Below are 24038 nucleotides of genomic sequence, written 5' to 3' on the forward strand. Positions count from 1 at the left end.
GCTCGCATGGCCGGCGTACCAACGAGGAGATCGGTTCGTGACGATCCGCGTAGGCATCAACGGCTTCGGCCGCATCGGCCGTAACTACTTCCGCGCGCTGCTGGAGCAGGGTGCGGACATCGAGGTTGTGGCTGTCAACGACCTGGGTGACACGGCCACCACGGCCCACCTGCTCAAGTACGACACGATCCTGGGTCGCCTCAAGCAGGAGGTCTCCCACACCGCCGACACGATCACCGTCGACGGCCACACCATCAAGGTGCTCTCCGAGCGCAACCCGGCGGACATCCCCTGGGGCGAGCTGGGCGTCGACATCGTCATCGAGTCGACCGGCATCTTCACCAAGCGCGAGGACGCCGCCAAGCACCTGGCCGGCGGCGCCAAGAAGGTCCTCATCTCGGCTCCGGCCAAGGAAGAGGACATCACCATCGTGATGGGCGTCAACCAGGACAAGTACGACCCGGCGAACCACCACGTCATCTCCAACGCGTCGTGCACCACCAACTGTGTGGCCCCGATGGCGAAGGTCCTGGACGAGAACTTCGGCATCGTCAAGGGTCTGATGACCACGGTGCACGCGTACACCAACGACCAGCGCATCCTGGACTTCCCGCACAAGGACCTGCGCCGCGCCCGCGCCGCCGCCGAGAACATCATCCCGACCACGACCGGTGCCGCCAAGGCCACCGCCCTGGTCCTGCCGCAGCTCAAGGGCAAGCTGGACGGCCTGGCCATGCGCGTCCCGGTCCCGACCGGCTCCGTCACCGACCTCGTCGTCGAACTCAGCCGCGAGGTCACCAAGGAAGAGGTCAACGCCGCCTTCCAGAAGGCCGCCGAGGGCGAGCTGAAGGGCCTCCTCGACTACACCGAGGACCCGATCGTCTCCTCGGACATCGTCAACGCCCCGGCGTCCTGCACCTTCGACTCCTCCCTGACCATGGTCCAGGAGGGCAAGAACGTGAAGGTCATCGGCTGGTACGACAACGAGTGGGGCTACTCCAACCGTCTCGTGGACCTCACGGTCTTCGTCGGCAACCAGCTCTGATCGCCGAAGACCACAGCAGCACGATCGTGACATGAGAGCAGGGCTCGGCAGGCGCAGCGCGGCGCCCGCCGGGCCCTGTCTCGCGCACGGACCACGTCCTCATACGATCAGGTGCACCACGAGCCCTCCTCAGGAGTCCACTCAATGAAGACGATCGACGAACTTCTCGCCGACGGCGTAAGCGGCAAGCGGGTCTTCGTCCGCGCCGACCTCAACGTGCCGCTGGCCGACGGGACGATCACCGACGACGGCCGCATCCGCGCCGTGCTGCCCACCGTCAAGGCCCTCGCCGACGCGGGCGCCAAGGTGATCGTCGCCTCGCACCTGGGCCGCCCCAAGGGCGCCCCGGACCCCGCCTTCTCGCTGCTGCCCGCCGCCGAGCGCCTCGGTGAACTGCTCGGCGCCCCGGTCGCCTTCGCCCAGGACACGGTCGGCCCCGCCGCCCACGACGCCGTCGACGGCCTTGAGCCCGGCCAGGTCGCGGTCATCGAGAACCTGCGCTTCAACCCGGGCGAGACGGCCAAGGACGACACCGAGCGCGGCGAGTTCGCCGACCGGCTCGCCGCCCTCGCCGACGTGTACGTGGGCGACGGCTTCGGCGCCGTGCACCGCAAGCACGCCTCCGTGTACGACCTCCCGGCCCGGCTGCCGCACTACGCCGGCCACCTCATCGCCACCGAGGTCGGCGTCCTGAAGAAGCTCACCGAGGACGTCAAGCGCCCCTACGTCGTCGCGCTCGGCGGCGCCAAGGTCTCCGACAAGCTCGCCGTCATCGACCAGCTGCTCGGCAAGGCCGACCGGCTGCTCATCGGCGGCGGCATGGCCTACACCTTCCTCAAGGCCAAGGGCTACGAGGTCGGCATCTCCCTCCTCCAGGAGGACCAGATCCCGGCCGTCACCGAGTACATGCAGCGCGCCGAGAAGCAGGGCGTGGAACTGGTCCTGCCCGTCGACGTCCTCGTGGCCCGGGACTTCCCGGACCTCAAGACCAAGGCGCCGAGCCAGTTCACCACCGTCGACGCGGACAAGATCCCCGCCGACCAGGAGGGCCTGGACATCGGCCCCAAGACCCGAGAGCTGTACGCCTCGAAGCTCGCCGACGCCGAGACCGTCTTCTGGAACGGTCCCATGGGCGTCTTCGAGCACCCCGACTACGCCGAGGGCACCAAGGCGGTCGCCCAGGCCCTCGTCGACTCGGACGGGTTCACCGTCGTCGGCGGCGGTGACTCCGCCGCGGCCGTGCGCACGCTCGGCTTCGACGAGAACGCATTCGGCCACATCTCGACCGGTGGCGGCGCCTCCCTCGAATACCTCGAGGGCAAGACGCTCCCCGGCCTCGCCGCACTGGAGGACTGACCCCGTATGACCACCCGCACGCCGCTGATGGCGGGCAACTGGAAGATGAACCTCAACCACCTTGAGGCCATCGCCCACGTCCAGAAGCTCGCCTTCGCCCTGGCCGACAAGGACTACGAGGCCGTCGAGGTCGCCGTCCTGCCGCCCTTCACCGACCTGCGCTCCGTGCAGACCCTGGTCGACGGCGACAAGCTGAAGATCAAGTACGGCGCCCAGGACATCTCGCAGCACGACTCCGGCGCCTACACCGGCGAGATCTCCGGCCCGATGCTGGCCAAGCTGAAGTGCACGTACGTGGTCATCGGCCACTCCGAGCGCCGCCAGTACCACCACGAGACCGACGACATCGTCAACGCCAAGGTCAAGGCCGCCTACAAGCACGGCCTGACCCCGATCCTGTGCGTCGGCGAGGAGCTGGACGTCCGCGAGGCGGGCAACCACGTCACCCACACCCTCGCCCAGGTCGAGGGCGGCCTGAAGGACCTCCCGGCCGAGCAGGCCGAGACGATCGTGATCGCGTACGAGCCGGTGTGGGCCATCGGCACCGGCAAGGTCTGCGGCTCCGACGACGCCCAGGAGGTCTGCGCCGCCATCCGCGCCAAGATCGCCGAGCTGTACTCGCAGGACGTCGCCGACAAGGTCCGCATCCAGTACGGCGGCTCCGTGAAGTCCGGCAACGTCGCCGAGATCATGGCCAAGGCCGACATCGACGGCGCCCTGGTCGGCGGCGCGTCGCTGGACACCGACGAGTTCGTCAAGATCGTGCGTTTCCGCGATCAGTGACGGTGCGGTGACGCCGCTCATGAGTAGGCGGTAGCCGCGATACGTCGTACTCTTGCGGGGGCACGGCCCAGGTGCTGTGCCCCCGTCGTCCATCCGATTCCGAGGAAGTTGGTCCAGCCGTGGTTTTGGGGTTCTCGATCGCCCTGATCGTCTTCAGCCTGCTGCTGATGCTGCTGGTGCTGATGCACAAGGGAAAGGGCGGCGGCCTCTCCGACATGTTCGGTGGCGGCATGCAGTCCTCCGTCGGCGGCTCCTCGGTCGCCGAGCGCAACCTCGACCGGATCACCGTCGTGATCGGCGTGCTGTGGCTCGCGTGCATCGTGGTCCTCGGCATCCTGATGAAGACGAACAGCTGATCCCGGGCCGCACGGCCCACACATTCCGTACGTTGAGCCCCATGTTCGGTACGCGCTCCCATGCGCGGCCTATCATGGGGCTTGCGTCTGGATGTGGGGGGCGGTAACTCCAATCACTGGACGCGCGTTGGGCCTTACGTAGACTGAGGCGCTCGCGGCGAAGCGGAACGCCGACTCGCTTCGCGGCACCATCACGCAGGGAGTTACGACCGTGGCAAGTGGCAACGCGATCCGAGGAAGCCGGGTCGGGGCGGGGCCGATGGGCGAGGCCGAGCGCGGCGAGTCCGCACCGCGGCTGCGCATCTCCTTCTGGTGCTCCAACGGGCACGAGACGCAGCCGAGCTTCGCCAGCGACGCGCAGGTTCCCGACACCTGGGACTGCCCGCGCTGCGGCTTTCCGGCCGGCCAGGACCGGGACAACCCCCCGGACCCGCCGCGCACCGAGCCGTACAAGACCCACCTCGCCTATGTGCGGGAGCGGCGCAGCGACGCGGACGGCGAGGCGATCCTCGCCGAGGCGCTCGCCAAACTCCGCGGCGAGATCTAGGAACTGACGACCGGCCGGGCCCCTCGGGTGCCTGGCCGGAGCGGTATCCACCCGCTCGCCCGCGGCCCGTTGTCAGTGGCACCCCCTACGGTTCTCGTGAAGACGACGACCGCGAGGGGGAGTTGTGGCGACGGCGACGGGGCGGGTGCGCGCGCCCGCAGGGCGCGGTGGCTTGCGGCGGACGTGGAGCGCCGCCGTGCCGTCCCGCTCCGACGCCGCGCCGCGTACCCTCGCGCCGCGCCGCGCACCGTCGCGACCGACCACCGCCCTGACCGCCTGCGGCCATCGCCACGACGCCTCCGCCGCCCTGCTGCCCGCCCTGTCGCCCCTCGGCCGCCTTGTCCGTGCCGTCCGTCAGCCTGCCGCGGCCGGCCCGCGCCCCCGGCCGGCCCCTTGTCCCGCCCGAGGACGGCGCGACCGCGGCCCGTACCCGGCAGTGATCAATTAGGTTGGAACCCACTGGGACAGGCACGAAAGAAGGCGGAAGTCGGAAATGAACGCAGACGGCCGTACCAGGCTCGACCAGTCGCCCGAGTGGACCGCTCTCGCCAAGCACCGGGAGGAGCTGGCCGACACTCATCTGAGGGACCTGTTCGCCGCCGACCCCGAGCGCGGCGCCGGGTACACGCTGCGGGTCGGCGACCTCTCCATCGACTACAGCAAGCACCTGATCACGGACGAGACCCTGCGGCTGCTGCGCGAGCTGGCCGCGGCGCGGGACGTGTCCGGGCTGCGGGACGCCATGTTCCGGGGCGAGAAGATCAACATCACCGAGGGCCGGGCGGTGCTGCACACCGCGCTGCGCGCCCCGCGGGACGCGGTGATCGAGGTCGACGGCGAGAACGTGGTGCCCAAGGTGCACGCGGTGCTCGACAAGATGGCCGACTTCGCCGAGCGGGTCCGCTCCGGCGCCTGGACCGGGCACACCGGCAGGCGCATCAGGAACGTGGTCAACATCGGCATCGGCGGCTCCGACCTCGGCCCCGCCATGGCCTACGAGGCGCTGCGCCCGTACACCGCGCGGGAGTTGACGTTCCGGTTCGTGTCCAACGTGGACGGCGCCGACCTGCACGAGGCGACCCGCGACCTGGACCCGGCGGAGACCCTGTTCATCGTCGCGTCCAAGACCTTCACCACGATCGAGACGATCACCAACGCCACCTCGGCCCGCTCCTGGCTGCTGAGGGCCTTCGACGGCGACCAGAAGGCGGTCGCGAAGCACTTCGTGGCGCTGTCCACCAACGCGGGCAAGGTCACCGAGTTCGGCATCGACCCGGACAACATGTTCGAGTTCTGGGACTGGGTCGGCGGCCGCTACTCGTACGACTCCGCGATCGGCCTCTCCCTGATGATCGCCATCGGACCGGACCGGTTCCGGGAGATGCTGGACGGCTTCCACCTGGTCGACGAGCACTTCCGCACCGCGCCCCCGGAGGCCAACGCCCCGCTGCTGCTCGGCCTGCTGGGCATCTGGTACGGCAACTTCCACGACGCCCAGTCGCACGCGGTGCTGCCGTACAGCCACTACCTGTCCAAGTTCACCGCCTACCTCCAGCAGCTGGACATGGAGTCCAACGGCAAGTCGGTGCAGCGCGACGGCAACCCGGTGGAGTGGCAGACCGGGCCGGTGGTGTGGGGCACTCCCGGCACCAACGGGCAGCACGCGTACTACCAGTTGATCCACCAGGGCACCAAGCTGATCCCGGCCGACTTCATCGGCTTCGCCCGCCCCGTCGGCGACCTGAGCGGCGAACTGGAGGCGCAGCACGACCTGTTGATGGCCAACTTCTTCGCCCAGACGCAGGCGCTCGCCTTCGGCAAGAGCGCCGAGGAGGTCCGCGCGGAGGGCGTGCCCGAGGAACTGGTGCCCCACAAGACCTTCCCGGGCAACCGGCCCACGACCACCATCCTGGCGAGGGAACTCAGCCCCTCCGTGCTCGGCCAGCTGATCGCCCTCTACGAGCACAAGGTGTTCGTGCAGGGCGCGGTGTGGGACATCGACTCCTTCGACCAGTGGGGCGTGGAGCTGGGCAAGGTCCTCGCCAAGCGCGTCGAACCCGCCCTCACCGAGGGCGCCGAGGTCCCCGGCCTCGATGCCTCGACCAAGGCGCTGGTCGCCCGCTACCGGGAACTGCGCGGCCGGAGCTGAGGCCGTGCGCCGAGGCCGGCGCGAAGGCCCCCTCCGGGCCGGGCTGCGGCCCGGCCCGGAGGCGTCCCCCGTGTCCCGTAAACTCCCGATGATCATGAACAACGCGACTCGGGGGAGTGTGCCGTGGCACGGGGGATCCGCAGGCCGGGAGAACAGCACGAGCGGAACTGGCTGAAGGCCCATCACGCGGCACGGGCGGTGTTCCACCCGGCCTGGATACCCGAGCCGCTCGACCCGTCCGTGGAGCAGCTGAAGCGGATCCGGGTGGCCGGGGGCACGGTCGCCGCCATCGGCGTCTACACCTTCGTGCAGGGCGGCTTCGCCGTCACGGAGATGCTGGAGAACCTGCTCGTCGCCTGCGGGGTGCTGCTGGTGATCGCCCCGCTGACGGTCGGGGTGATGCTGTGGATCTGGCGGCGCACCGGCAGCCTGCGCGCCCTTCGCCCGGCGCTGCTGAGGGCACTGGGACTGCTGCTCACCTTCATCGCCTCGGCGGTGGTGGCCCTGCTGCTGCTCCAGCACAACAGCGAGCTGGGCGCGGGGCTGCTGATCCTCCCGGTGAGCCTGGTGACGCTGTGGCTGATCTGGTTCGTCGGTGCCGGGGCCCTGCGCGTCACCGGGAACTTCTTCGGCACGGCGGCCGTGCACCGCGCCCTGCCACCCCTGCTCGCCATCGTCACCAGCTGGCTGATGGCCCTGCCGGACCTGTTCACCGGCGATCTGCACGGCCTCGGACTCACCCTCGGCATCGTGTTCGTCCTCGGCGCCCCGGTGACGGTCACCGGCATCGCCCTGTACGAGCTGGCCCTCCTGAAGCGGCGCTACGGCATCCGGCTGGCCGACCATCCGGCGCTGCACGACCGCCGGGCACCGGCCGGCGCGCCGTACTCCTACGGCCGTTGATCCCGGACACGCGAGACGGCGGGGATGGTGGCCATCCCCGCCGTCTCGTCGTTCCGGGTGTCGCGCGTCAGGGGGACGCCGGCGGATACAGCGACCGGGGCAGCTGGGAGGCCGCCGCCGCGTCCAGCAGCCACAGGGTGCGGCTGCGGCCGCGGGCACCCGCCGCCGGTGCCTGGATCTCGCCCGCGCCGGACAGGGCGATGGCCGCGGCCTCCGCCTTGTCCTCACCGGCCGCGAGCAGCCAGACCTCGCGGGCCGAGCGGATCGCGGGCAGGGTGAGCGAGATCCGGGTGGGCGGCGGCTTGGGCGCGCCGTGCACGCCCACCACCGTGCGCTCGGTCTCCCGTACGGCCGGCAGCTCCGGGAAGAGCGAGGCCACATGGGTGTCCGGGCCGACGCCCAGCATCAGCACGTCGAAGGTGGGCACCGAGCCGCGGTTCTCCGGACCGGCCGCCTTCGCCAGCTCCGCCGCGTAGGCCTCGGCCGCCGCCTCGACGTCCGTGCCGTACGGCCCGTCGGAGGCGGGCATGGCGTGCACGCGCTCCGGGTCCAGCGGGACGGAGTCCAGCAGGGCCTCGCGGGCCTGGGTGACATTGCGCTCGGGGTCGCCCTCGGGCAGATAGCGCTCGTCGCCCCACCACAGGTCGAGCCGGGTCCAGTCGACGGCGTCCCGGGCCGGTGCGGCCGCCAGCGCGGCCAGCAGGCCGTTGCCGTTGCGGCCGCCGGTGAGGACCACGGACGCGGTGCCCCGGGAGGCCTGCGCGTCCACGATCTTCGTGATCAGCCGGGCCGCGGCGGCCTGGGCCATCAGTTCCTTGTCGCGGTGGACGACCAGCTGCGGGGTGTTCACTTCGCCGTCGCCTTCCTCGCGGGGGCCTTCTTCGCGGTCCTGGCCGCCGCCTTCTTCGCGGGCGCCTTGGCCGCCTGCTCGACGGGCTCCGGCTCGGCGACCGCCGCCCCCTCCGCGGTGGCCTCGGCCTCCGCCGGCCCCTCGGAGGCCTCGGCGTCCGGGGTTTCCTTACCGGAGGCGTCGGAGGCGTCGCCGGCCGTCTGCCGCGGAACCGTCACCAGCCGGTCCACCCCGTAGCGCAGCGCCGACGCATAGGTGTCGTCCGGGTCCAGCCGGCGCAGCTCCTCCGCGATCAGCTCGGCGGTGTCCCGCCGCTTCAGCGCCACCGCACGGGCCGGCTGGCCCTCGATGGTCAGCGTGGCGAGCGAGCCGTCCGCCCGGTCCAGGGTGATCGGGCCGCAGGTGGTGTCCATGCGGACGGCCGTCAGGCCCGGCCCCGCGGACGGGGACAGGCGCACCGGCACGTCCAGCCGGTCCGCGAGCCACATCGCCAGCAGCTCGCAGCTCGGGTTGAACTCCTCGCCCTCCACCTCGACCGCCTGCACCGTGCAGGTGACCTGGTCCAGGGCGGCCGCCAGCATCGAGCGCCAGGGCGTGATCCGGGTCCAGGACAGATCGGTGTCGCCGGGGGTGTAGGCCGCGGCGCGGGCGGTCAGCTCGCGCACCGGCTCCTCGGCGGCGTAGGTGTCGGTGACCCGGCGCTGGGCGAGCGCGCCCAGCGGGTCCTTGGCGGGGTCCAGCGGCGCGTTCACCGGCCACCACACGACCACCGGGGCGTCCGGCAGCAGCAGCGGCAGCACGACGGAGTCGGCTTGGCCGACGACCTCGCCGTACAGCCGCAGCACGACCGTCTCGCCGGTGCCCGCGTCCGCGCCCACCCGTACTTCGGCGTCCAGACGCGAGGAGGTGCGGTCGCGCGGGGTGCGCGAGACCCGCTTGACGACCACGAGCGTGCGCGAGGGGTGCTCGCGCGAGGCGTCGTTGGCGGCCTTCAGCGCGTCGTAGGCGTTCTCCTCGTCGGTGACGATGACGAGGGTGAGGACCATGCCGACGGCGGGGGTGCCGATGGCCCGGCGGCCCTGTACGAGCGCCTTGTTGATCTCGCCGGCGGTGGTGTCGGTCAGGTCTATCTTCATGGCCGGCGCCAGCTCCGTCCGTCTCGTGCGAGCATCTCGTCCGCCTCGGCGGGGCCCCAGGTGCCCGACTTGTACTGCGCGGGCCTGCCGTGCTTGTCCCAGTACTCCTCGATCGGGTCGAGGATCTTCCAGGACAGCTCGACCTCCTCCGTGCGCGGGAAGAGGTTGGCGTCGCCGAGCAGCACGTCCAGGATCAGCCGCTCGTACGCCTCCGGGCTGGACTCGGTGAACGACTCGCCGTAGGCGAAGTCCATCGACACGTCCCGGATCTCCATCGAGGTGCCGGGCACCTTGGAGCCGAAGCGGACCGTGATGCCCTCGTCCGGCTGGACGCGGATCACGATCGCGTTCTGGCCCAGCTCCTCCGTCGCCGTGTGGTCGAAGGGGGAGTGCGGGGCCCGCTGGAAGACGACGGCGATCTCCGTCACCCGGCGGCCCAGGCGCTTGCCGGTGCGCAGGTAGAAGGGGACGCCCGCCCAGCGGCGGTTGTCGATGCCCACCTTGATCGCGGCGAAGGTGTCGGTCTTCGACTTCGGGTCGATGCCGTCCTCTTCGAGGTAGCCGATGACCTTCTCGCCGCCCTGCCAGCCCGCCGCGTACTGACCGCGCACGGTGCTCTTGCCCAGGTCCTTCGGCAGCCGCACGGCGCCGAGCACCTTGGTCTTCTCCGCGGCCAGCGCCTGCGCGTCGAAGGAGGCGGGCTCCTCCATCGCGGTCAGTGCCAGCAGCTGGAGCAGGTGGTTCTGGATGACGTCACGGGCGGCGCCGATGCCGTCGTAGTAGCCGGCCCGGCCGCCGATGCCGATGTCCTCGGCCATGGTGATCTGCACGTGGTCCACGAAGGACCGGTTCCAGATCGGCTCGAACATCGTGTTGGCGAAGCGCAGCGCCAGGATGTTCTGGACGGTCTCCTTGCCGAGGTAGTGGTCGATCCGGAACACCTGGTCCGGCTCGAACACCTCGTGCACGACCTTGTTCAGTTCCTCGGCCGACTTCAGGTCGTGCCCGAACGGCTTCTCGATGACCGCGCGCCGCCAGGAACCGCCGGACTGGTCGGCGAGACCGTGCTTCTTCAGCTGCTGGATGACCACCGGGAAGGAACGCGGCGGCACCGACAGGTAGAAGGCGAAGTTGCCGCCCGTGCCCTGCGCCTTGTCCAGCTCCTCGATGGTGGAGCGCAGCCGCTCGAACGCCTCGTCGTCGTCGAAGGTGCCCTGCACGAAGCGCATCCCCTGGATGAGCTGCTGCCAGACCTCCTCGCGGAACGGCGTACGGGAGTGCGCCTTGACGGCGTCGTGGACCTCCTGGGCGAAGTCCTCGTTCGCCCACTCGCGGCGGGCGAAGCCCACCAGCGAGAAGCCCGGCGGCAGCAGACCCCGGTTGGCGAGGTCGTACACCGCGGGCATCAGTTTCTTGCGCGACAGATCGCCCGTGACCCCGAAGATGACCAGACCCGACGGCCCCGCGATACGCGGGAGCCGTCGGTCGGCCGGGTCACGGAGCGGGTTCGCCCCGGAACCGGAAACGGATGACAACTCAGTCCTCCGAGGGGGCGAGGCGTTCCAGCTCCGCCTGAGTGGACTTCAGCAGGTCGTTCCAGGACGTCTCGAACTTCTCGACGCCCTCGTCCTCCAGCACCTGGACGACCTCGTCGTACGAGATGCCGAGGCGCTCCAGCGCGTCCAGGTCGGCGCGGGCCTGCTCGTAGGTGCCGGTCACCGCGTCGCCACGGATCTCGCCGTGGTCGTCGGTGGCCTCCAGGGTGGCCTCCGGCATGGTGTTGACCGTGTTCGGCGCCACCAGCTCCTCGACGTACATGGTGTCCTTGTACGCCGGGTCCTTCACACCGGTGGAGGCCCACAGCGGACGCTGCTTGTGGGCGCCCGCCTTCTCCAGGGCGTTCCAGCGGTCCGAGGAGAAGACCTCCTCGTACGCCTGGTAGGCGAGGCGCGCGTTGGCGACGCCGGCCTTGCCGCGCAGCGCCTTGGCCTCGTCGGTGCCCAGCTTCTCGATGCGGCGGTCGATCTCGGTGTCCACCCGGGACACGAAGAAGGACGCCACCGAGCGGATCTTGGACAGGTCCAGGCCGCGCTCCTTGGCCTTCTCCAGGCCGGAGAGGTACGCGTCCATGACCAGGCGGTAGCGCTCCAGCGAGAAGATCAGCGTGACGTTGACGCTGATGCCCAGGCCGATGACCTCGGCGATCGCCGGCAGACCCGCCTGGGTGGCCGGGATCTTGATCAGGGTGTTGGGGCGGTCCACCAGCCAGGCCAGCTGCTTGGCCTCGGCGACGGTCGCCTTGGTGTCGTGCGCGAGGCGCGGGTCGACCTCGATGGAGACCCGGCCGTCCTGGCCGTCGGTGGCGTCGAAGACCGGGCGCAGGATGTCGGCGGCGTCCCGGACGTCCGCCGTGGTGATCATGCGGATGGCCTCTTCGACGGTGACCTTGCGGGCGGCGAGGTCCGAGACCTGGAGGTCGTAGCCGTCGCCCTGCGAGATCGCCTTCTGGAAGATCGTCGGGTTGGTGGTGACGCCCACGACGTGCTGCTGGTCGATCAGCTCGGCGAGGTTGCCGGACGTGATCCGCTTGCGCGACAGGTCGTCCAGCCAGATCGCGACGCCTTCGTCGGAGAGGCGCTTGAGTGCGTCTGTCATGGAATTACATCTCCTACGTGTCGTATATGAGCGTCAGCGCTGGGCGGCGGCGATGGATTCCCGGGCCTTGGCGGCCACGTTCTCCGCGGTGAAACCGAACTCCTTGAAGAGCACCTTGGCGTCCGCGGACGCGCCGAAGTGCTCCAGGGAGACGATGCGGCCGGCGTCCCCGACGTACTTGTGCCACGTCAGGCCCACGCCCGCCTCCACGGCGACCCGGGCCTTCACGGACGGCGGCAGCACGGAGTCCCGGTACCCCTGGTCCTGCTGCTCGAACCACTCGACCGACGGCATCGACACGACGCGGGTCGCGACCCCCTCGGCCTGGAGCTGCTCACGTGCCTCCACGGCCACGTGCACCTCGGAGCCGGTGGCGATCAGGATCACCTGCGGCTCGCCGCCCTCGGCCTCGAACAGGACGTAACCGCCCTTGGCCGCGTCCTCGTTGGGCTCGTACGTCGGCACGCCCTGGCGGGTCAGCGCGAAGCCGTGCGGCTGGCCCTTGCCGAACTCCTTGGTGTAGCGCTTCAGGACCTCGCGCCAGGCGATGGCGGTCTCGTTGGCGTCGGCCGGGCGGACGATGTTCAGGCCCGGGATCGCGCGCAGCGAGGCCAGGTGCTCGACCGGCTGGTGGGTCGGGCCGTCCTCGCCGAGGCCGATGGAGTCGTGCGTCCACACGTACGTCACGGGCAGGTGCATCAGGGCCGACAGGCGCACGGCGTTGCGCATGTAGTCGGAGAAGACGAGGAACGTGCCGCCGTAGACACGGGTGTTGCCGTGCAGCGTGATGCCGTTCAGCTCCGCGCCCATGGAGTGCTCGCGGATGCCGAAGTGGATCGTGCGGCCGTACGGGTCGGCCTCCGGCAGCGGGTTGCCCGCGGGCAGGAACGAGCTGCTCTTGTCGATCGTGGTGTTGTTGGAGCCGGCGAGGTCGGCGGAGCCGCCCCACAGCTCGGGGATCACCGGGCCGAGCGCCTGGAGGACCTTGCCGGAGGCGGCCCGGGTGGCGACGGCCTTGCCGGGCTCGAAGACCGGGATCTTCTCCTCCCAGCCGGTGGGCAGCTCGCCCCGCGCGATGCGGTCGAACTCGGCGGCGCGCTCGGGGTTCTCGTCCCGCCACACCTGGAGCGACTTCTCCCACTCGGCCTTCGCGCGGGCGCCGCGCTCCAGGGCCTTGCGGGTGTGGCCGATCACTTCATCGTCGACGGCGAAGGAACGCTCCGGGTCGAAGCCGAGGACGCGCTTGGTGGCCGCGACCTCGTCCTCGCCCAGCGCCGAGCCGTGCGCGGCCTCGGTGTTCTGCGCGTTCGGGGCCGGCCAGGCGATGATCGAGCGCATCGCGATGAAGGAGGGCCGGTCGGTGACCGCCTTGGCCTCCTGGATCGCGGCGTAGATCGCCGCCGGGTCCAGGTCGCCGTCCGCCTTGGGCTCCACGCGCTGCACGTGCCAGCCGTAGGCCTCGTACCGCTTGACGGTGTCCTCGGAGACCGCGGTCTCGGTGTCGCCCTCGATCGAGATGTGGTTGTCGTCCCACAGCAGGATCAGGTTGCCCAGCTTCTGGTGCCCGGCCAGCGAGGACGCCTCGGCGGAGATGCCCTCCTGGAGGCAGCCGTCACCGGCGATGCAGTAGATGAAGTGGTCGAACGGCGACTCGCCCTGCGGCGCCTCGGGGTCGAACAGGCCGCGCTCGTAGCGGGCGGCCATCGCCATGCCCACCGCGTTGGCCACGCCCTGGCCCAGCGGGCCGGTGGTGGTCTCCACACCCTTGGTGTGTCCGTACTCCGGGTGGCCCGGGGTCTTCGAACCCCAGGTGCGGAAGGACTCCAGGTCCTCCAGCTCCAGGCCGAAACCGGCCAGGTAGAGCTGCGTGTAGAGGGTCAGGGACGAGTGGCCGGCGGACAGCACGAAACGGTCGCGCCCCACCCACTCCGGGTCGGCCGGGTCGTGCCGCATCACCTTCTGGAAGAGGGTGTAGGCGGCCGGGGCCAGGCTCATGGCCGTACCGGGATGGCCGTTGCCGACCTTCTGTACGGCGTCGGCGGCCAGGACTCGGGCGGTGTCCACGGCCCGCTGGTCCAGGTCGGTCCACTCAAGGTCTGTGGTGGTCGGCTTGGTGCTCACCCTGGGTCAGGGCTCCTCTCCACATGTCGGTCGCCGGTCTTCGGGGCATGCGCCCACCCGGCCGCCGGCGTGCTTCTGCCCGCCGGCCGCTGACGAGCCTACCCTCGTAAGGACGTGCGTTTTCGCGGGTGATTCCAGACTGCCGGGCATCCGCGGGATCCGCCTCCCGACTGGCCGATACGGCATTCGGCACATGAATAAGGAGGCGCTCATCTGACCGCTCAAAAGAGTGGTGGGGCCCCTCTTATGGGGCCTTTGACACGGGGGTGCCGGAAGAGGACCGCAAAGCGTCGTCCGGGCCGTCCGCCAACACGACCCCACCCCCGCGAATGCCGGGGTATGGGCAACGTCTAAAGTGGCGTGGTACGCGCGAGCCCCAATCAAGACCTCATCCGGGGGAGGCTCGCTGGGATGTCTCTGTCAGGGGTGTGCGTGACGGCCGTCGAATCCCGTCCAGCGGGGGTGCTCGGTGGTACGAGCCCGAGCCCGGTTCACCGGCCGTTCGGGGCCCGTGCCAAGGCGTTCGTGGCACTGACCAAGCCGCGGATCATCGAGCTGCTGCTCATCACCACGGTGCCGGTGATGTTCCTGGCCCAGCAGGGTGTGCCCTCCCTCAAGCTGGTGCTGCTCACCTGCCTGGGCGGGTATCTGTCCGCGGGCGGCGCGAACGCGCTGAACATGTACATCGACCGGGACATCGACGCCCTGATGGACCGCACCTCGCAGCGGCCGCTGGTGACCGGCATGGTCAGCCCGCGCGAGTGCCTGGCCTTCGGCATCGGCCTCGGGGTCGTCTCCACCCTGCTGTTCGGGCTGACGGTCAACTGGCTCAGCGCCTGGCTGTCGCTCGGCGCGCTGCTCTTCTACGTCGTCGTCTACACGATGATCCTGAAGCGGCGCACCGCGCAGAACATCGTGTGGGGCGGCATCGCCGGCTGTCTGCCGGTGCTGATCGGCTGGTCCTCGGTGACGAACTCGATGTCCTGGGCGCCGGTCATCCTCTTCCTGGTGATGTTCTTCTGGACGCCGCCGCACTACTGGCCGCTGTCCATGAAGGTCAAGGACGACTACGCGCGCGCGGGCGTGCCGATGCTGCCGGTGATCGCCTCCAACAAGGTCGTCGCCCGGCAGATCGTCATCTACAGCTGGGTGATGGTCGTCGTCTCGCTGCTGCTCACCCCGCTGGGCTACACCGGCTGGTTCTACACGGTGGTCGCCCTCGCCGCCGGCGGCTTCTGGCTGTGGGAGGCGCACGGGCTGCAGAACCGGGCGAAGGCGGAGGTCACCGGCGCCAAGCTCAAGGAGATGCGCCTGTTCCACTGGTCGATCACCTATGTGTCGATCCTGTTCGTCGCCGTCGCGGTGGACCCGTTCCTGCGCTGACGCACTCTCTTCCCCGGCGGGAGGGGCGCGTGGTCAAGGCCACGCGCCCCTCCCGTCGCCGTTTCATCTACTCGTCGGTAGCATCCTGGCCATGGCAGATACGCAGCAGGTTGACGCGAAGGCCGAGCGCACGGCGGCCCGGCTCGCCCACAGGATCAGCGCCTTCTCCAAGGCCCACGGCGGCGCCGAGGGGCAGGTGGCCTACATCGGCCGGCGCGGCGCCCGGATCGTGCTCGTCGGCGCGGACGGCGGCTGGGGCGACGTGGTGGCCCCCACGTACGCCATCGCGGAGCAGGCGGTGGCGAAGGCCGGGATCACCGTGCACGAGTCCTTCGACGGGGAGTTCGCGGCGAAGGTGCGGACCGGGCCGTACGAGTGGAAGCGGATGGCGGGCATCCAGCTCGGGGGCTGACCCGCCCCCGGCGGCTCGTCCGCGCCGGGGCGGGAGCGACGGGCGTCCGCACGGTTCCCCGCGCACCGTCGGTGCGCCAGGCTGACGGCATGCAGACGGATGCCCTGCTCGAACGTTTCCTGGACGCGCTCACCCCGTTGCGCCCCCGCGCCGTCTGGGCGCACGGCTCGCTGGCCGGGGGCGACTACCAGGAGGGCCGCAGCGACCTCGACCTGATCGCGGTGCTGCCCGCGCGCCCCGGCCCCACGGCGGTACGGCGTATCGTGACGCTGCACCGGCGGCTGCGCGAGGCGCCGCTCGCCGCGAAACTGCACTGCGGCTATCTCGCCCCGGCCACCCTCGCGGACCCCGGCCGGGCACATCTCACCTGGGCGCACGGTCATGTGCTGCGGCGCCCGGTCACCCCCGTCACCCGGCGCGAGCTGCACGCCTTCGGCCGGGTGCTGCACGGGGAGCCGCCCGCCGGCCTGGTGCCGCCGGTACCGGAGCGGGAGCTGCGCGCGTTCGTCGTGCGCGACCAGCGGGACTTCTGGCGCCCGGCCGTCGGCAAGGCCCGCCTGTGGCGGCAGGACGTCTGGGTGGACCTCGGGCTGCTGACCTTCGCCAGGGCCACCGTGACGCTGCGCGAGGGGCGGCTGATCAGCAAGCGGGACGCCCTGGCGGAACTCCCTGGGCTGGGCGCGCCGGCCGAGGTGGTCGAGGACGTCACCCGCCGACGGTACGCGGGCCCCGCCCCGGCGGACGGCACCTGGCTCGCCCGCCGCGCGGAGCTGACCCGGGCCTACCTGGGCCCGGCGATCGACGCACTGGTCACCGCGTACGGGTGAGTCAGGCGTTCGTGGGCACCGTGACCTCGGCCGCGGGACCGGGCACGCCCAGTTCCGCTTCCGGGCGTTCGCGCAGCGACAGCAGGACCCGCAGCACGCCGATCCACACCAGGCAGGAGCCGAGCATGTGCAGGCCGACCAGCAGCTCGGGCAGGTGGGTGAAGTACTGGACGTAGCCGATGACGCCCTGGGCCAGCAGGATCAGGAACAGCTCGCGGGTGCGGGCCAGCGGCCCGCGCGGGGCGTCGACGGCCTTGAGGATGAACCACAGCGCGAACGTCAGGGTCACCACGATCCAGGCGAGCACCGCGTGCAGCTTGGCCACGGCCTCCCAGTCGATCGGGATGCGCTGCACGTCGCTGGAGTCGCCCGCGTGCGGCCCGGCGCCGGTGACCACCGTGCCCACCGCGAGGAGGAGTACGGACGCGAGCACCAGGAACCACACCAGCTGGACCACGGCCTTGCCGACCAGCGGCCGGGGCGCGGCGTCGCCCTCGCGGGTGCGCTGCCACATCACCACCGCCACCGCGGTCAGCGCCGTCGCCAGCAGGAAGTGCGCCGCGACGGTGTACGGGTTCAGGCCGACCAGCACCACGATGCCGCCGAGCACCGCGTTGCCCATCACCAGCCAGAACTGGGCCCAGCCGAGCCGCGTCAGGCTGCGCCGGCGGGGCTTCTCGGAACGGGCGGCGACGATCGCCCAGCCGACCGCGGCGCACAGCACGTAGGTCAGCAGACGATTGCCGAACTCGATGGCGCTGTGGTAGGTCAGCGCCTGCGTCGGCGTCAGCGAGCCGTCGGTGCACTCGGGCCAGGTCGGGCAGCCGAGGCCCGAAGCGGTCAGTCGGACGGCGCCGCCGGTGACGACGATCACCACCGACATCACGAGCGCGGCGAGCGCCGCCCGCCGCACGGTCCGGGGCTCCGGCGTCCAGCGGTCGGCGATGAAGGCGAGCGGATTGCGCAGGGCCGCAACGGCATCGGCGCGGGTCAGCTTTGGCACGCCCACCATGGTAGGCGCCCGCTTGTGCACGCTTTCACGAGGGTCCCGTCCCGGCGCCGTGTCGCCGCTCACTGCGACGGGGGACGGCTCACTCCCAGCGGAAGAACTTCCCGGCCGCGGCGAGCCCCACGACCGCCCACACCGCGAGGACGCCCAGGTCGCCCCAGGGCATGCCGGCGCCGTGCTGGAGGACGTCCCGCAGGCCGTCGGAGAGGGCGGAGATGGGCAGCAGCCCGAGGACGTGCTGCCCGGCCGAGCCGAACTTGTCCAGCGGCACGATGACGCCGCCGCCGACGAGCAGCAGCAGGAACACGAGGTTGGCGGCGGCCAGCGTCGCCTCGGCCTTCAGGGTGCCGGCCATCAGCAGGCCGAGCCCGGAGAAGGCGGCGGTGCCGAGCACCAGCAGCAGGAGCACGGCGGCCGGGTCGCCGTGCGGGGACCAGCCGAGGGCGAGGGCGATCACCGTCAGCAGGATCACCTGGAGCACCTCGGTGACCAGCACCGACGCCGTCTTCGCGGTCATCAGGGCCCAGCGGGGCAGCGGCGAGGCGGCGAGCCGCTTGAGCACGCCGTAGCGGCGCTCGAAGCCGGTGGCGATGGCCTGCCCGGTGAAGGCGGTCGACATCACGGCGAGGGCGAGGATGCCCGGCGCGAGGAAGTCGACGGCCTTGCCCTTGCCGGTGTCCACGATGTCCACGGAGCTGAACAGCACCAGCAGCAGGGTCGGGATGACCACCGTCAGCAGCAGCTGCTCGCCGTTGCGCAGCAGCATCTTCGTCTCCAGGGCCGCCTGCGCCGCGATCATGCGGGGCAGGGGCGCGGCCCCCGGCTTTGGCGCGTACGTACCCGACGCGGTGGTCATGAGCGCAGCTCCTTGCCGGTCAGCTCCAGAAAGACGTCTTCGAGGGTGTGCCGTTCGACCGAGATGCGGTCCGGCATCACGCCGTGCTGGGCGCACCAGGAGGTCACGGTGGCCAGCAGTTGCGGGTCGACCTTGCCGACGACGCGGTAGGCGCCCGGGGTCAGCTCGGCTGCCGTGCAGCCGTCCGGGAGCGCCTTGAGCAGGGAGCCGACGTCGAGGCCGGGGCGGCCGGTGAAGCGCAGGGTGTTCTCCGCGCCGCCCTTGCACAGCTCCTCGGGGGAGCCCTGGGCGATGACCTTGCCGCCGTCGATGATCGCGACGTCGTCGGCGAGCTGCTCGGCCTCGTCCATGTGGTGGGTGGTGAGGATCACCGAGACGCCGTCGGCGCGCAGGTCCTTCACCAGGTCCCAGGTGGCCCGGCGGGCCTGCGGGTCGAGGCCCGCGGTCGGCTCGTCCAGGAACACCAGCTCCGGGCGGCCGACGACGGCCATGGCGAGCGCCAGGCGCTGCTGCTGGCCGCCGGAGAGCCGGCGGTAGGAGGTGCGGCCGCACGCGCCGAGCCCGAGCCGCTCGATCAGGGCGTCCACGTCCAGGGGGTGGGCGTGCAGCTTGGCGACATGGCGCAGCATCTCGTCCGCGCGGGCGCCGGAGTAGACGCCGCCGGACTGGAGCATCACACCGATCCTGGGCCGCAGCTCGGCCGACTGGCGCACCGGGTCGAGGCCCAGGACGCGAACCGTGCCGGAATCCGGCTTCCGGTACCCCTCGCAGGTCTCGACCGTCGTCGTCTTGCCGGCGCCGTTGGGTCCGAGGACGGCGGTCACGCCCGCCTGGGCCACCAGGTCGAGGCCGTTGACCGCGGTCTTCGTGCCGTACCGCTTCACCAGGGCCGCGACCTGGACGACGGGCTCACTATGCATGGGTCCAGAGTCTAGGGAGACCGCTCGCCGATCAGGCGGCCGGGTCGGGGAAGTCCCGGTACGCGGCCAGCCGGCGCTCGGCGTGGGCCACCGCGTCCGCGACCGGGAACAGCCGGGCGTCGGCGGCGCCCACCTTGCCGCGCACGACGGGCCGCTCCCGCTCGAAGTCGCGCCCCAGCTCTTCGAACCCCTCGGAGCTGATCGCCACCTCCGGCACGGTCAGCCAGCCGCCGGGCGCGGGCCGGCCGACCGGGACGAGCGGCGCGGGCAGGCGGTACTCGGCCAGGTGGAAGCTGGTGCAGGAGCCGTATCCGGCGCCCAGCAGCAGCACCCGGGCGCCCAGCCGCTCCAGCCGGGCCAGCGGGCTGTGCTCGCCCAGCCGGCAATCCGCGGCGTGTCCCTCGGTGATCTCCGGGGCGCGGGGGCCGACGGCCGCGAAGGAGGTCTGCGGGTGCGCGCTGCGCAGGGCGCCGGGCCAGGTGCGCACGGTCTCGGGGACGACGCCGACCCCGCGCGTGGGCGTGACCAGCGGGTCGTACACGGGCATGGTGGCCCGGACGCGCTCCCACCACTCCTTCGGCACCGGCGGGTTCTCCCAGCAGGCGGGGTCGGAGAGGTCGGAGGTGTGGGCCGGGACGACCAGCGTGCCGCAGGGCCCGAGGGCGTCGAGGAGTCCCTGGACGACGGCCACCGCCCCGCCGTTGACCCAGCCGAGGGAACTCAGCGAGGTATGCGCGAGCAGGATCTCGCCGGGTGTCACACCGAGCCGGCGCAGCCCGTCGGCGATGTCGTCCCGGGTGACAAGAGGGCCGGTGGGAGGGGGTATGGCCATGGCCGGGGAGTCTCGCGTACGGGTGCGCGCGGCGCCACGGAATTTCCCGCGCGGCCCACCCGGATGATCGATCGGTGATCGTTTCCGCAGGTCAGATTAGGTATGCCTAAGTGATGCAGGGCACCGGGCGGTGATCCGGACGGCGCTTGTCAGGCCCCGAGGAATTACGCAACAATGGCGTTGTGAAAAACGTCGGCGAGGCTCGGGAGGCCCTCACGGGGACCCCCCAGGAGGAGTTCGCGACCGGGGAGCGCTCCACGCGCAACCGGGTCGCGCGGTCCATCCTGGACCACGGCCCGTCGACCGTCGCCGAACTCGCCGGCCGGCTGGGACTCACCCAGGCGGCCGTCCGTCGTCACCTTGACGCGCTTGTCGCGGACGACGTGGTGGAGGCGCGCGAACAGCGCGTGTACGGCACGCGCACGCGCGGGCGCCCCGCCAAGGTCTTCGCGCTCACCGACTGCGGACGCGACGCCTTCGACCAGTCGTACGACAAGCTGGCCGCGGACGCGCTGCGCTGGATCGCCGAGCACGAGGGCGGCCCCGGCGCGGTCTCCGCCTTCGCCCGCGCGCGGATCGCCGCCCAGGCGCGCGCGTACCGCGAGGCGATCGAGCGGGTGACCCCGGACAAACGCGCGGAAGCGCTGGCCAAGGCCCTGAGCGCGGACGGGTACGCTGCTACGGCGCGCAGCGCACCGGTCGGCGAGCAGCTGTGCCAGCACCACTGCCCGGTCGCCCATGTGGCGGAGCAGTACCCGCAGCTGTGCGAGGCGGAGACCGAGATCTTCGCCGAGCTGCTGGGTACCCACGTCCAGCGGCTGGCGACCATCGCGCACGGCGACGGCGTCTGCACGACGTTCATTCCCAAGATTTCCACTGACGCACCTGCAAGCACGGCCGGGAGGAACCCCGCATGACTCTCCCCACGGAGACTGCCCACCCTGAGCTGGAGGGCCTGGGCAAGTACGAATACGGCTGGGCCGACTCCGACGTGGCCGGTGCCTCCGCCCGGCGCGGCCTGAACGAGGACGTCGTCCGCGACATCTCCGGCAAGAAGTCGGAGCCGGAGTGGATGACCAAGCTGCGCCTGAAGGGCCTCAAGCTCTTCGAGAAGAAGCCCATGCCGAACTGGGGCTCGGATCTGTCGGGCATCGACTTCGACAACATCAAGTACTTCGTGCGCTCCACGGAGAAGCAGGCGGAGTCCTGGGAGGACCTGCCCGAGGACATCAAGAACACCTACGACAAGCTGGGCATCCCCGAGGCCGAGAAGCAGCGCCTGGTCGCCGGCGTCGCCGCCCAGTACGAGTCGGAGGTCGTCTACCACCAGATCCGCGAGGACCTGGAGCAGCAGGGCGTCATCTTCCTGGACACCGACACCGCCCTGAAGGAGCACCCGGAGCTCTTCAAGGAGTACTTCGGCACCGTCATCCCGGCCGGTGACAACAAGTTCGCCGCGCTGAACACGGCCGTGTGGTCCGGCGGCTCCTTCATCTACGTGCCGAAGGGCGTGCACGTGGAGATCCCGCTCCAGGCCTACTTCCGTATCAACACGGAGAACATGGGCCAGTTCGAGCGGACCCTGATCATCGTCGACGAGGGTGCCTACGTGCACTACGTCGAGGGCTGCACCGCGCCGATCTACAAGTCGGACTCGCTGCACAGCGCCGTGGTCGAGATCATCGTCAAGAAGAACGCCCGCTGCCGCTACACGACCATCCAGAACTGGTCGAACAACGTCTACAACCTGGTCACCAAGCGCGCCGTGGCGTACGAGGGCGCGACCATGGAGTGGATCGACGGCAACATCGGCTCCAAGGTGACGATGAAGTACCCGGCCGTCTACCTGATGGGCGAGCACGCCAAGGGCGAGACCCTGTCCATCGCCTTCGCGGGCGAGGGCCAGCACCAGGACGCCGGCGCCAAGATGGTCCACATGGCGCCGAACACCTCGTCGAACATCGTCTCCAAGTCGGTGGCCCGCGGTGGCGGCCGGACGTCCTACCGCGGTCTGATCGAGATCGGCGAGGGCGCCGCCGGCTCCAAGTCGAACGTGCTGTGCGACGCGCTGCTGGTGGACACCATCTCCCGTTCGGACACCTACCCGTACGTGGACGTCCGCGAGGACGACGTGTCCATGGGCCACGAGGCCACCGTCTCCAAGGTCTCCGAGGACCAGCTCTTCTACCTGATGAGCCGTGGTCTGTCCGAGGACGAGGCGATGGCGATGATCGTGCGCGGCTTCGTCGAGCCGATCGCCAAGGAGCTGCCCATGGAGTACGCGCTGGAACTCAACCGGCTGATCGAGCTGCAGATGGAGGGCGCGGTCGGCTGATCACCGCCGCCTTCCCCATCAAGCCACTGACCTGAGAAAGCGAGCAATACGACAGCCATGGCTGAGGCCCAGAACATCCCCGTGGGGTCGACCACCGCGGGCTCGATCGCGGTCGCCGCGGAGTCGACCGTCGTCTCGCGCATGAGCGCGCCCCCCTCCTACGACGTGGCGGACTTCCCCGTCCCGCACGGCCGCGAGGAGGAATGGCGGTTCACCCCGCTGGAGCGCCTGCGCGGGCTGCACGACGGCACCGCCGTCGCCTCCGGCGACGGCGTGAAGGTCGACGTCCGGGCGCCCGAGGGCGTCGTCGTCGAGCACGTCGGGCGGGACGACGCGCGGCTGCGCAAGGCGGGCGTCCCCGTGGACCGGGTCGCCGCGCAGGCGTACTCCGCCTTCGAGCAGGCCTCGGTCGTGTCCGTCCCCAAGGAGACGGTCCTCACCGAGCCGATCCGCATCGCCGTGCACGGTCAGGGCGGCACCGCCTTCGGCCACCAGGTGATCGAGCTGGGCGCCTTCGCCGAGGCCGTGGTCGTCATCGACCACACCGGTGACGCGGTGCTCGCCGCCAACGTCGACTACCTGCTCGGCGACGGCGCCAAGCTCACCGTCGTCTCCGTCCAGGACTGGGACGACAAGGCCGTCCACATCGCCCAGCACAATGCGCTGGTCGGCCGGGACGCCTCCTTCAAGTCGGTCGTCGTCACCTTCGGCGGCGACGTCGTACGCCTGCACCCGCGCGTCACCTACGCGGGCCCCGGCGGCGAGGCCGAGCTGTACGGCCTGTACTTCACCGACGCGGGCCAGCACCAGGAGCACCGCCTCCTGGTCACCCACAACGCCCCGCACTGCAAGTCGAACGTCGTCTACAAGGGCGCGCTCCAGGGCGACGACGCGCACGCGGTCTGGATCGGTGACGTGCTCATCGAGGCCAAGGCCGAGGGCACCGACACCTACGAGATGAACCGCAACCTGGTCCTCACCGACGGCGCCCGCGTCGACTCGGTGCCGAACCTGGAGATCGAGACCGGTGAGATCGTCGGCGCCGGCCACGCCTCCGCCACCGGCCGGTTCGACGACGAGCAGCTGTTCTACCTGATGGCCCGCGGCATCCCCGAGCACGAGGCCCGCCGCCTGGTGGTCCGCGGCTTCTTCGCCGAACTGGTCCAGCAGATCGGTGTCACCGACATCGAGGAGCGACTGCTCGCCAAGATCGAGCAGGAGCTGGAGGCCTCGGTCGCATGAGCTTCCAACGCGCCTGTGGGCTGAGCGAGCTGTCGGAGGGCACCCCCAAGCGGGTGGAACTCGACGGCACGCCGGTCTCGGTCGTCCGGACCGAGGGCGAGGTGTACGCGATCTACGACATCTGCTCGCACGCGAACGTCTCGCTCTCCGAGGGCGAGGTGGAGGACTGCCAGATCGAGTGCTGGCTGCACGGCTCCGCCTTCGACCTCCGCACCGGCAAGCCGTCCGGGCTGCCCGCGACGCGCCCCGTCCCCGTATACCCCGTAAAGATCGAAGGGGACGACGTTCTCGTCTCCCTCACCCAGGAGTCCTGAGGCATCC

23 protein-coding genes are annotated in these 24038 nt (G+C 70.7%); 14 read left to right on the forward strand and 9 right to left on the reverse strand.

Annotated features, from left to right (window positions below):
• Window positions 1-37: 37 nt before the first annotated feature.
• The 7 genes from gap to HZZ00_RS08350 all read left to right on the forward strand — a co-directional run bounded on the left by gap (window position 38) and on the right by HZZ00_RS08350 (window position 7139).
• A complete protein-coding gene (gene gap, locus HZZ00_RS08320; protein ID WP_180331598.1) occupies window positions 38-1045 on the forward strand; it encodes a type I glyceraldehyde-3-phosphate dehydrogenase in 1008 nt (335 codons plus the stop codon).
• Window positions 1046-1189: 144 nt separating this feature from the next.
• On the forward strand, window positions 1190-2401 hold the full coding sequence (gene pgk, locus HZZ00_RS08325) for a phosphoglycerate kinase (protein WP_074991998.1): 1212 nt from the start codon (window positions 1190-1192) through the stop codon (window positions 2399-2401).
• A gap of 6 nt (window positions 2402-2407) precedes the next feature.
• Window positions 2408-3184: a triose-phosphate isomerase gene (gene tpiA / locus HZZ00_RS08330; protein WP_180331599.1), complete on the forward strand. Its 777-nt coding sequence runs from the start codon at window positions 2408-2410 to the stop codon at window positions 3182-3184.
• 119 nt (window positions 3185-3303) lie between these two features.
• A complete protein-coding gene (gene secG / locus HZZ00_RS08335) occupies window positions 3304-3540 on the forward strand; it encodes a preprotein translocase subunit SecG (RefSeq protein ID WP_071828679.1) in 237 nt (78 codons plus the stop codon).
• 259 nt (window positions 3541-3799) lie between these two features.
• Window positions 3800-4087 carry an RNA polymerase-binding protein RbpA gene (locus HZZ00_RS08340; protein ID WP_004002138.1) on the forward strand — a complete coding sequence of 96 codons (288 nt, stop codon included), beginning with the start codon at window positions 3800-3802 and terminating at the stop codon, window positions 4085-4087.
• A 493-nt stretch (window positions 4088-4580) separates the two neighbouring features.
• Window positions 4581-6236: a glucose-6-phosphate isomerase gene (pgi, locus tag HZZ00_RS08345; protein WP_180331600.1), complete on the forward strand. Its 1656-nt coding sequence runs from the start codon at window positions 4581-4583 to the stop codon at window positions 6234-6236.
• A gap of 123 nt (window positions 6237-6359) precedes the next feature.
• Window positions 6360-7139 carry a hypothetical protein gene (locus tag HZZ00_RS08350; RefSeq protein WP_180331601.1) on the forward strand — a complete coding sequence of 260 codons (780 nt, stop codon included), beginning with the start codon at window positions 6360-6362 and terminating at the stop codon, window positions 7137-7139.
• Between the two features lie 67 nt (window positions 7140-7206).
• Here HZZ00_RS08350 and pgl read toward each other — a convergent pair whose 3' ends face one another.
• The 5 genes from pgl to tkt are packed head-to-tail and all read right to left on the reverse strand — an operon-like array spanning window position 7207 to window position 13901.
• Window positions 7207-7989 (reverse strand): 6-phosphogluconolactonase, encoded by a 783-nt coding sequence (pgl, locus tag HZZ00_RS08355; RefSeq protein WP_180331602.1) that lies wholly within the window; start codon window positions 7987-7989, stop codon window positions 7207-7209.
• The gene (opcA, locus tag HZZ00_RS08360; protein WP_180331603.1) at window positions 7986-9125 is read right to left on the reverse strand and encodes a glucose-6-phosphate dehydrogenase assembly protein OpcA; all 1140 of its coding nucleotides are present in this window, start codon (window positions 9123-9125) and stop codon (window positions 7986-7988) included. The genes pgl and opcA overlap by 4 nt, the downstream gene beginning before the upstream one ends.
• A complete protein-coding gene (gene zwf, locus HZZ00_RS08365; protein WP_180331604.1) occupies window positions 9122-10660 on the reverse strand; it encodes a glucose-6-phosphate dehydrogenase in 1539 nt (512 codons plus the stop codon). Before zwf ends, opcA begins: the two co-directional genes overlap by 4 nt.
• 1 nt (window position 10661) lies before the next feature.
• The gene (tal, locus tag HZZ00_RS08370) at window positions 10662-11780 is read right to left on the reverse strand and encodes a transaldolase (RefSeq protein ID WP_180331605.1); all 1119 of its coding nucleotides are present in this window, start codon (window positions 11778-11780) and stop codon (window positions 10662-10664) included.
• Window positions 11781-11813: 33 nt separating this feature from the next.
• Window positions 11814-13901, reverse strand: coding sequence for a transketolase (tkt, locus tag HZZ00_RS08375; RefSeq protein ID WP_180331606.1), 2088 nt, complete (start codon window positions 13899-13901; stop codon window positions 11814-11816).
• A gap of 426 nt (window positions 13902-14327) precedes the next feature.
• Between tkt and HZZ00_RS08380 the strand changes: the two genes are divergently transcribed.
• The 3 genes from HZZ00_RS08380 to HZZ00_RS08390 all read left to right on the forward strand — a co-directional run bounded on the left by HZZ00_RS08380 (window position 14328) and on the right by HZZ00_RS08390 (window position 16523).
• Window positions 14328-15284, forward strand: a complete 957-nt coding sequence (locus HZZ00_RS08380) for a heme o synthase (protein WP_180333429.1) — start codon at window positions 14328-14330, stop codon at window positions 15282-15284.
• A gap of 91 nt (window positions 15285-15375) precedes the next feature.
• Window positions 15376-15696: a hypothetical protein gene (locus HZZ00_RS08385; protein WP_070025410.1), complete on the forward strand. Its 321-nt coding sequence runs from the start codon at window positions 15376-15378 to the stop codon at window positions 15694-15696.
• Between the two features lie 89 nt (window positions 15697-15785).
• Window positions 15786-16523, forward strand: a complete 738-nt coding sequence (locus HZZ00_RS08390) for a nucleotidyltransferase (RefSeq protein WP_180331607.1) — start codon at window positions 15786-15788, stop codon at window positions 16521-16523.
• Window position 16524: 1 nt separating this feature from the next.
• On the opposite strand, the gene HZZ00_RS08395 is transcribed toward HZZ00_RS08390, so the two are convergent.
• The 4 genes from HZZ00_RS08395 to HZZ00_RS08410 form a co-directional block, all read right to left on the reverse strand.
• Window positions 16525-17535, reverse strand: a complete 1011-nt coding sequence (locus HZZ00_RS08395) for a heme A synthase (protein WP_180331608.1) — start codon at window positions 17533-17535, stop codon at window positions 16525-16527.
• A gap of 79 nt (window positions 17536-17614) precedes the next feature.
• Window positions 17615-18388, reverse strand: a complete 774-nt coding sequence (locus HZZ00_RS08400; RefSeq protein WP_180331609.1) for an ABC transporter permease — start codon at window positions 18386-18388, stop codon at window positions 17615-17617.
• Window positions 18385-19308 (reverse strand): ABC transporter ATP-binding protein, encoded by a 924-nt coding sequence (locus HZZ00_RS08405; protein ID WP_180331610.1) that lies wholly within the window; start codon window positions 19306-19308, stop codon window positions 18385-18387. Before HZZ00_RS08405 ends, HZZ00_RS08400 begins: the two co-directional genes overlap by 4 nt.
• A gap of 31 nt (window positions 19309-19339) precedes the next feature.
• A complete protein-coding gene (locus tag HZZ00_RS08410) occupies window positions 19340-20140 on the reverse strand; it encodes an aminoglycoside N(3)-acetyltransferase (RefSeq protein WP_180331611.1) in 801 nt (266 codons plus the stop codon).
• A 182-nt stretch (window positions 20141-20322) separates the two neighbouring features.
• On the opposite strand from HZZ00_RS08410, the gene HZZ00_RS08415 reads away from it, so the two are divergent.
• The 4 genes from HZZ00_RS08415 to HZZ00_RS08430 are packed head-to-tail and all read left to right on the forward strand — an operon-like array spanning window position 20323 to window position 24031.
• On the forward strand, window positions 20323-21057 hold the full coding sequence (locus HZZ00_RS08415) for a metalloregulator ArsR/SmtB family transcription factor (RefSeq protein ID WP_180331612.1): 735 nt from the start codon (window positions 20323-20325) through the stop codon (window positions 21055-21057).
• On the forward strand, window positions 21054-22475 hold the full coding sequence (sufB, locus tag HZZ00_RS08420; protein ID WP_070025403.1) for a Fe-S cluster assembly protein SufB: 1422 nt from the start codon (window positions 21054-21056) through the stop codon (window positions 22473-22475). Before HZZ00_RS08415 ends, sufB begins: the two co-directional genes overlap by 4 nt.
• 57 nt (window positions 22476-22532) lie before the next feature.
• Window positions 22533-23717, forward strand: coding sequence for a Fe-S cluster assembly protein SufD (gene sufD / locus HZZ00_RS08425; RefSeq protein WP_180331613.1), 1185 nt, complete (start codon window positions 22533-22535; stop codon window positions 23715-23717).
• Entirely contained in the window at window positions 23714-24031 is a 318-nt protein-coding gene (locus HZZ00_RS08430) for a bifunctional 3-phenylpropionate/cinnamic acid dioxygenase ferredoxin subunit (RefSeq protein WP_070025401.1), read from the forward strand. Before sufD ends, HZZ00_RS08430 begins: the two co-directional genes overlap by 4 nt.
• Window positions 24032-24038: the final 7 nt, after the last annotated feature.

The sequence above is a fragment of the Streptomyces sp. NEAU-sy36 genome, from assembly GCF_013423905.1.
GTDB lineage: Bacteria > Actinomycetota > Actinomycetes > Streptomycetales > Streptomycetaceae > Streptomyces > Streptomyces misionensis.

Coding starts and splice junctions, on each gene's coding strand:
- pgk (WP_074991998.1), top strand. CDS start 1,190: ATGAAGACGATCGACGAACTTCTCGCCGACGGCGTAAGCGGCAAGCGG.
- tpiA (WP_180331599.1), top strand. CDS start 2,408: ATGACCACCCGCACGCCGCTGATGGCGGGCAACTGGAAGATGAACCTC.
- HZZ00_RS08340 (WP_004002138.1), top strand. CDS start 3,800: ATGGGCGAGGCCGAGCGCGGCGAGTCCGCACCGCGGCTGCGCATCTCC.
- pgi (WP_180331600.1), top strand. CDS start 4,581: ATGAACGCAGACGGCCGTACCAGGCTCGACCAGTCGCCCGAGTGGACC.
- opcA (WP_180331603.1), bottom strand. CDS start 9,125: ATGAAGATAGACCTGACCGACACCACCGCCGGCGAGATCAACAAGGCG.
- tal (WP_180331605.1), bottom strand. CDS start 11,780: ATGACAGACGCACTCAAGCGCCTCTCCGACGAAGGCGTCGCGATCTGG.
- HZZ00_RS08385 (WP_070025410.1), top strand. CDS start 15,376: ATGGCAGATACGCAGCAGGTTGACGCGAAGGCCGAGCGCACGGCGGCC.
- HZZ00_RS08390 (WP_180331607.1), top strand. CDS start 15,786: ATGCAGACGGATGCCCTGCTCGAACGTTTCCTGGACGCGCTCACCCCG.
- HZZ00_RS08395 (WP_180331608.1), bottom strand. CDS start 17,535: ATGGTGGGCGTGCCAAAGCTGACCCGCGCCGATGCCGTTGCGGCCCTG.
- HZZ00_RS08400 (WP_180331609.1), bottom strand. CDS start 18,388: ATGACCACCGCGTCGGGTACGTACGCGCCAAAGCCGGGGGCCGCGCCC.
- HZZ00_RS08405 (WP_180331610.1), bottom strand. CDS start 19,308: ATGCATAGTGAGCCCGTCGTCCAGGTCGCGGCCCTGGTGAAGCGGTAC.
- HZZ00_RS08410 (WP_180331611.1), bottom strand. CDS start 20,140: ATGGCCATACCCCCTCCCACCGGCCCTCTTGTCACCCGGGACGACATC.
- sufB (WP_070025403.1), top strand. CDS start 21,054: ATGACTCTCCCCACGGAGACTGCCCACCCTGAGCTGGAGGGCCTGGGC.
- sufD (WP_180331613.1), top strand. CDS start 22,533: ATGGCTGAGGCCCAGAACATCCCCGTGGGGTCGACCACCGCGGGCTCG.
- HZZ00_RS08430 (WP_070025401.1), top strand. CDS start 23,714: ATGAGCTTCCAACGCGCCTGTGGGCTGAGCGAGCTGTCGGAGGGCACC.